Raw genomic sequence first — 1557 nt, 5'->3', positions numbered from 1 at the left:
CCCCCCGGCCCCGGTGCGCGTGGCATCCGGAACACCGGCCGATCCGGCGCCCGCCACGCGCCCCGCGTCCCCCCTGGCGACGGCGTCCCAGGACGTGACCGCGTCCGGCACGGCGCCCGACACGCCGGCCGCCCCGCGGACCACGGACGTGCGTGACGTCCGGAACGCGCCCGAGGCCCCGGAGGCCGCCGACGCCGCCGACGGCCCCGACGGAGCCGCCGCCGACGCGGTCGACGACGCCGACGTGACCGTGGCCCCGCTGCCGCCCGTCCCGCTGGACCCCGGACACCGCAGCTCCGAGGCGGAACGGACCGCGTTCCGCGCCCTCGCGGAGAGAACGTGGGACCGGCACGGCGCGGCCGTCGCCCGCTCCCTCGCCCGGATGCCCGCGCTGCGCGGCAAGGAGCAGGAGGCGGCCCGGGCCGATCTGATCGCCCTGCGGATGTATCTGCACATCACCGAAGGCCCGCTGAGCCACGGCGCGGTGACCCGGGCCCTGCGCGCGTACGAGCCCGACCTGCTGCCGTACGGGGCGTGCGTGGCCTCGGCGCTCAACCGGCTGCCGTCCTACCGGGGCGTGGTGGTGCGCGGCACGGGGAGCGCCCCCGCCGCCGAGGGCTCCGGCGGCCCCGCCCTTCCCCGGCCCGGGACCCTGCTGCGCGACGCGGCCCTGCTGAGCACCACACCGCTCGACCCCACCGGCTCGGCTCCGGTGCCGGGCGGGAGCTATGTCATCTGGTCGGTGGCCGGCCGTCGCGTACGGCAGTTCTCCGACCACGGCAGAGGGCCCGAGGAGGTGGTGTTCGCCCCAGGGACCCTGTTCCGGGTGCTGGACGTCCGCCGCGACGGACCGGCCCCACAGATCTATTTGCGTGAACTGACCGGTCCCGCCACGGCCGTCACACCCGATCCCGAGGGGGATCGGGCCGTGATGGCCCGGTTGGACGACGTCGTGCGCGGGCGCCCGGCGGCACCTGCGGGCACCGGCCCCTGGCCGGACCGCTGCGCCGGTGCCGTGGGCGCCGGGCCGTGACACGACGTCGAACCCCACATGAGTAAGGGAATTGCATGGCACGTGAGCATGATCCTTCCAAGCGCATACCTCCGCGGACGGGTGCGTCCGCCGGCACGGGCGGCTCCGGGAACTCCCCGGTGTCGGTCCGTCGGGCGGTGACGATGCGGGGAGCGGCCGGCGACCCCGGCGACGCTCTGGCACCGGGCGGCGGACCGCGCGGACGTACGGCCGCGCCGCCCTCCGGGGCCACGGACCCGACCGCCCGTACCGAGACGCCGGCGGCCACGGTGCCGAAGGGCGACGGCCCGGAGAGCAAGGACCCCGGGCACAAGGACCCCGAGAGCAAGGACCCGGAGAACACGGGGCCGGGGACCGCGGCCCCCGGAAACGGGGAGCCGGAGGGCGAGGCGGCCGGGGAGGGGTCCGCGGAGGCCACGGACGCCGACGGGACCACCGCCATCACCGGAGTCCTCCGTACCCCGACGTGGGCGGCCGAAGGCGTGCCGGAGACGGCCACCGCCCCGGCCGAGCCGTCGGCAGCC

General features: G+C 77.5%; 2 pseudogenes. Both read left to right on the top strand.

The window, feature by feature from the left end:
- Positions 1–1033 (top strand): annotated as a pseudogene (locus IH13_RS0132815) (hypothetical protein); the annotation flags it as partial.
- 35 nt (positions 1034–1068) lie between these two features.
- Positions 1069–1557 (top strand): annotated as a pseudogene (locus tag IH13_RS0132810) (hydrogenase expression protein HypA); the annotation flags it as partial.

Source organism: Streptomyces sp. NRRL WC-3549, assembly GCF_000721935.1.
Lineage (GTDB): Bacteria > Actinomycetota > Actinomycetes > Streptomycetales > Streptomycetaceae > Streptomyces.
The sequence above is the reverse complement of the archived record's forward strand: the minus strand, read 5'-3'. Positions and strand labels throughout refer to the sequence as shown.